Source organism: Caldisalinibacter kiritimatiensis (assembly GCF_000387765.1).
GTDB lineage: Bacteria > Bacillota > Clostridia > Tissierellales > Caldisalinibacteraceae > Caldisalinibacter > Caldisalinibacter kiritimatiensis.
The window spans coordinates 1-5,492 of record NZ_ARZA01000285.1; the positions used below are offsets into that span (position 1 = coordinate 1).

Sequence of the window (5,492 nt, forward strand, 5' to 3'; positions counted from 1 at the left end):
AAATTATTGGATGATTAATTTTGAAAAAGAAAAATTGCCAACTATTACTTGACAGTAACGTTTTTAGTTTTAATATAACAAAAAATACCAAAGAGTGATATAATAATAAACATAATACCAAATTTTGCAAAGAGGATGCCTATGAAAAGACCATTTTTATATTTTCTTATTATAACTTTAGTAGGGATTTATTTTTTCTATCAAATTAACTTAAAAGGGATAGATTTTCTAGTATTAGGTTTAATTATTTTATTTACTGTTGTGATTTTTAGATACTTTATTAAATATAATACTAGTATCCTTTTTATTATAGCATTTTTTGCTATAGGAGGACTTTTAGTTGTAGATAGTTCAACTGATAGTATACTTATAGATTTGAAAAAAGAATATGTTGATTTAAAGGGAATTATAAAAGAAGAAGTTAAGATATCTAAAAATTATTCAAAATATATATTAGAAGCTACAAATATTAAATACAAAAATAAGGAATTAAAATTACAAGAGAATTGCATGTTACAAGTTAGTGGAAAAAAGGTATTACGGACCGGAGATAAAATTAGCTTACGAGGGATAATAAAAGAACCAAATAGTAATACAAATCCAGGTTTGTTTAATTACAGCCTATATTTAAATACTAAAAGCATATCGGTAATAGTGTCCACAAAAAGTTATTTAGTAAAAGTGATAAGTAAAGAAAATTTATCATTTGGACAAGCATTTGTTAATAACGCTAAAAATAAGTTAGTAAAAACATTTAATATGTATTTAAGTGAAAAGAATAGCAATCTTGTTAAATCAATGATATTAGGAGATAGTAAATACTTAGAAAACAGCGAAGCTAAGAAGATAAGAGATTTAGGACTAGCACATCTTTTAGCAGTTTCTGGACTACATATAGGAATACTATCTATGTTTATAATATTTGTTCTAAAATTATTTAGAATAACTCCTAAAGTTTTAATTATTACTACAGTTATAATTTTATGGACTTATGGATATATTGTAGGCTATCCTTCATCTATATTAAGAGCGTTAGTGATGTTTAGTTGCTTACTCCTTTCAAAAATAACTTTTAGAAGATATGACCCTATAAATAGCCTGGGGTTTGGAGGATTACTTTTATTAATATATAGACCATTATGGGTTTTTGATATAGGATTTCAACTCTCCTTTTCAGCTACTTTATCGCTTTTAATATTTACTATAAGGATTAAACATTTATTTTTACATAAAATTGGAAAGTTAGGAGATATACTTTCGCCTCTTATAGCTGTGCAGCTTGGTATTATTCCTATATTAGCATATCATTTCAATAATGTGTCATTTGTATCTGTATTTACTAATTTAATTTTAGTACCTATTATGTCTATTGTAGTAATACTAGCATTTGTTTTAATTATAGTATCATTTGCTAGTGCAAAACTTTCTATCGTTATAGGGATGTTTTTAAATACATTGTTAAATATAAGTGATTATTTTATTACATTTATATATAATAAATTACCAATTGTAACTGTAGAAGTATTTTCGCCTTCCTTAGTTGAAATAATTTTATATTTTACATTAATATTCATATCATTAAAAATAATAGATATAAAATTATTTTCTGTAGCTTTAAATAAAGTAATAGTAATATATTTAACAACTTTAGTTATGCTATCTGGAGTATTCTTTACATACAATGATGAAGTAATAATTGACTTTATCGATGTTGGACAAGGTGATGCTACGTTAATTAGAGACAATAGTAAAGCTTTTTTAATAGATACAGGTGGTTCGCTGTTTCAAGGAGCAGATGTAGGAAATAATACAATTATTCCTTTTTTATTAAAAGAAGGAATAACTAGATTAGATGCAGTATTTATTACTCATTATCATAAGGATCATTGTAAAGCTCTTTTGTCAATAATAGACAAAATAAATGTTGACAAAATTATTATAGGATATAAAAATAAAAAAAGTACATTGTATTGGGATATAGTAAAAAAAGCGGAAGAAAAAAATATACCTATTTTTATAGTAAAAAGAGGGGATAAAATAGTAATATCGAAAAATATAAAATTATTTGTGCTTTGGCCCGATAAAATTAAAGAAAATAAATTATATGAGTATAATGAAAATAATATGTCTTTAGTATTATTACTACAATCGTTCGATAAAAAGATATTATTTACTGGAGATATAGAGAAGCAAAGTGAAAATAAATTGGCAAATATGAATAAAGAATGTGATGTAGATATAATAAAGGTTCCACATCATGGAAGTAGTACTTCATCTACTGAAGAGTTCATTAAATACTTTGAACCAGAAGTAGGAGTTATAAGTGTCGGTAATAATAATTTTGGACATCCGGATAACCAAGTTATTAAAAGATATGAGGAGAATAATGTGAAAATATATAGGACTGACGTGCAAGGTCTTATTACAGTTAAATTATATCCAAATAGTTTTGAAATTTGTCCATTTGTTGAAGATAAGTTGTACTTGAAAGAAATAATATATATAAATAGAATAGAATTATTATATCTTTTTTGTTATATTGTAATGGGATTGATTTTGGCTAATAAATATAAAAAATATTTTTATACTGAAATAAAACATATTACTAAATGAGGTGTTTGAGATGAGCTATAAAGAACTTCTTAATGATATAAAAAAAGATAAGTTAAAAAAGGTATATATATGTTTTGGGAAGGAGATATATCTTAAAAACTGGGCTGTATCAGAAATAAAAAATAAATATGTAGATAAATCCTTTGAAACCTTGAATTTTGTTCACTTAGATGGAAAAGAAACAAAAGTTGACGATATAATAAATGCTTGTGAAACCTTACCTTTTATGTCTTCCAAGAAAATTGTTGTAGTAGAAGATCCACTTTTCTTAATTAATAGTAAAGCCGTTAGTAAACAGGATGAAAAACAATTAGTTAATTATATGAATAATTTAAATGATACAACTTGTTTGATATTTATAGTAAATGATGAAAAGATAGATAAAAGAAAAAAGATTTTTAAACAAATAAAATCTATTGGTGCTGTTATTGAATTCGATAGAGTGAAAGGTGATGAACTAAATAAATGGATAGCAAAAACTTTTAAGAAAAATAATAAAAAAATATCTAAGAATAACATTAATTATTTTATACATAATAGTGGATATATTGATTCGTCTAGTGATAAGACTTTATATGATTTAGAAAATGAAATTGTAAAAATATGTAATTATATTGGAGATAGGATAGAAGTTAACAGAGAAGATATAGATTCTATATTAGTAAAGACATTACAAAATAACATTTTCAAATTAGTGGATTGTATTGGACAAAAAAATACTGAGGATGCTTTATCGATATTTAATGAGATGATATTGGCTAATGAACCAGTGCAATTGATTTTTTATATGATTGCAAGACAATTTAGGTTATTGTTAATGGCTAAATTATTGGAGAAAAAAGGATATAGTGTACCTAATATAGCAAAAAAGATAAATACACCTAATTTTGTTGCCAAAAAAGTATTAACTCAGAGTAGGAATTTTTCTTATAAAAGACTTGAGGAAGGATTAAAAAAGTGTCTTGAAATTGATGAAAATATAAAAAAGGGGAATATTGATAGCAAATTAGCTATTGAAATACTTATAGTAGGCTTTGCAAAATAGTATAAATAGGAGATAAATAAGTAGCTTCGATTTTATCGAAGCTACTTATTTATTAAACATATTATTAAATTATTAAAAATTCCTAAAAAATAATTCGGGCATTTTAGCCCGATAACATCTAGAAAAGCTATAATATATAAATTTTAATTAAGCGATGTTGTTAACTTTCTTAGCTAATCTACTAACTTTTCTTGAAGCAGCTTTTTTATGGATAGTTCCTTTGTTTGCTGCTTTATATAATTTCTTTTCTACTATTCTAAGTAATTCTTTTGCTTTCTCAACATCATTAGCTTCGATAGCTTTTTCTAGTCTTTTAATATAAGTTCTATACTCAGATTTTCTTCTTCTATTTACCTCTGTCTTTCTGTTAATAACACGAATTTTCTTTTTAGCTGATTTAGTATTTGCCAATTACTTCACCCCCTTCAAACGCAATTAACAAAAGTAATTTTACCATGAAAGACTACAAATTTCAAGAAAAATCTACTACTCCTTTTATTCCCTTTTGTTATATAGTTTATACTTATTAAAAAAAGTATACTATAACTTGAAGTATAAAATTTAATATTAGAGTAAATATAAGATTGTAGTTATTAAATTGGAGGTGATTCTATGTTTCAAATGAGAACTGATTTGGCAATTGAAGCTAGAGAATTATATAAAGAAAGAAATAAAGAGGAAATACCGGGTGTTGAGGTGGAGAAAGAAGAAGCTAATGAATATGTTATAACTAGAGTAAAGGTATTAGATGAGATAGGACAGCAAAAAATCGGAAAATCAATAGGTAATTACATAACAATAGAATCTCCGTCGTTGAAAAAAGCAGACCAAGATTTAAAAGACGACATCAGTAAAGCATTAGCTAGGGAGTTAAAAGCGTTGATTAACCCTAATAAAATTACTAAGACTTTAATAGTTGGCTTAGGAAATAGATTTGTTACCCCTGATGCACTAGGTCCTAAAGTTGTAGATAAAGTATTTGTGACTAGACATTTATTTAAAGCTTATAATAAAACAGAGGATGAAACAATGGCAAATGTATCAGCGTTAGCTCCAGGAGTAATGGGGTTAACAGGCATAGAAACTAGCGAAATAATTAAAGGTGTAGTTGAAAAAACTAATCCAGACATTGTTATTGCTATAGATGCTTTAGCTTCAAGAAAGATGGAGCGTATAAGTAGTACAATTCAAATTTCAGATACAGGTATTAATCCAGGAGCAGGTGTTGGGAATAAGCGGTTAGGATTAAATAAGGAGTATTTAGGGGTACCTGTTTATGCTATAGGAATACCTACAGTAGTAGATGCTGCTACAATGGTAAATGATACAATAGAAATGATTGTTAGTGAATTAAAAAAACAATCGACAGTTGGAAGTGAGTTTTATTCAATGTTAGAAGCAATGAAGTCTGAGGAAAAATATCAGTTAATAAAAGAAGTACTTAATCCTTATATGGCTAATGTAATGGTAACACCAAAGGAAGTTGATGATTTAATAAATGACCTTTCCCAAGTTATAGCTAATGGTTTAAATATATCAATACATCCAGGTATTGATTTAAAAGATGTAAATAGATATTTGAACTAGAAAACAAGACTAGAGATTAGAGAATAGAGTATTAGAGATTAAAGGATATTAAAGATGGTTTAAACTAAATTATTTAAGCTAATAGCTATTAGCCTATGGACAAAAAGCGACTGTAGTCGCTTTTTTATATACTCATATTATGCATGTATAAAGAATATAATTTGATATAGTAAATTACCATAAGAAGAAATAAAGGGAGTGTTGTGATGGTAAGAAAAAAGATAAAAGATAGAGGATATATATATAT

Annotated in this window: 4 protein-coding genes; 3 read left to right on the forward strand and 1 reads right to left on the reverse strand. The window is 26.0% G+C overall.

Going from position 1 to position 5,492, the window contains the following annotated elements; all coding sequences use genetic code 11:
- The first annotated feature begins 141 nt into the window (after positions 1-141).
- Both L21TH_RS13350 and holA read left to right on the forward strand, forming a co-directional pair.
- Positions 142-2,613 carry a DNA internalization-related competence protein ComEC/Rec2 gene (locus tag L21TH_RS13350; protein WP_006317529.1) on the forward strand — a complete coding sequence of 824 codons (2,472 nt, stop codon included), beginning with the start codon at positions 142-144 and terminating at the stop codon, positions 2,611-2,613.
- A 10-nt stretch (positions 2,614-2,623) separates the two neighbouring features.
- Positions 2,624-3,658, forward strand: a complete 1,035-nt coding sequence (holA, locus tag L21TH_RS13355; protein WP_006317530.1) for a DNA polymerase III subunit delta — start codon at positions 2,624-2,626, stop codon at positions 3,656-3,658.
- 147 nt (positions 3,659-3,805) lie between these two features.
- On the opposite strand, the gene rpsT is transcribed toward holA, so the two are convergent.
- The gene (gene rpsT / locus L21TH_RS13360; RefSeq protein ID WP_006317531.1) at positions 3,806-4,069 is read right to left on the reverse strand and encodes a 30S ribosomal protein S20; all 264 of its coding nucleotides are present in this window, start codon (positions 4,067-4,069) and stop codon (positions 3,806-3,808) included.
- A gap of 201 nt (positions 4,070-4,270) precedes the next feature.
- On the opposite strand from rpsT, the gene gpr reads away from it, so the two are divergent.
- Positions 4,271-5,245, forward strand: a complete 975-nt coding sequence (gene gpr / locus L21TH_RS13365) for a GPR endopeptidase (protein ID WP_006317534.1) — start codon at positions 4,271-4,273, stop codon at positions 5,243-5,245.
- The last annotated feature ends 247 nt before the right edge of the window (positions 5,246-5,492 follow it).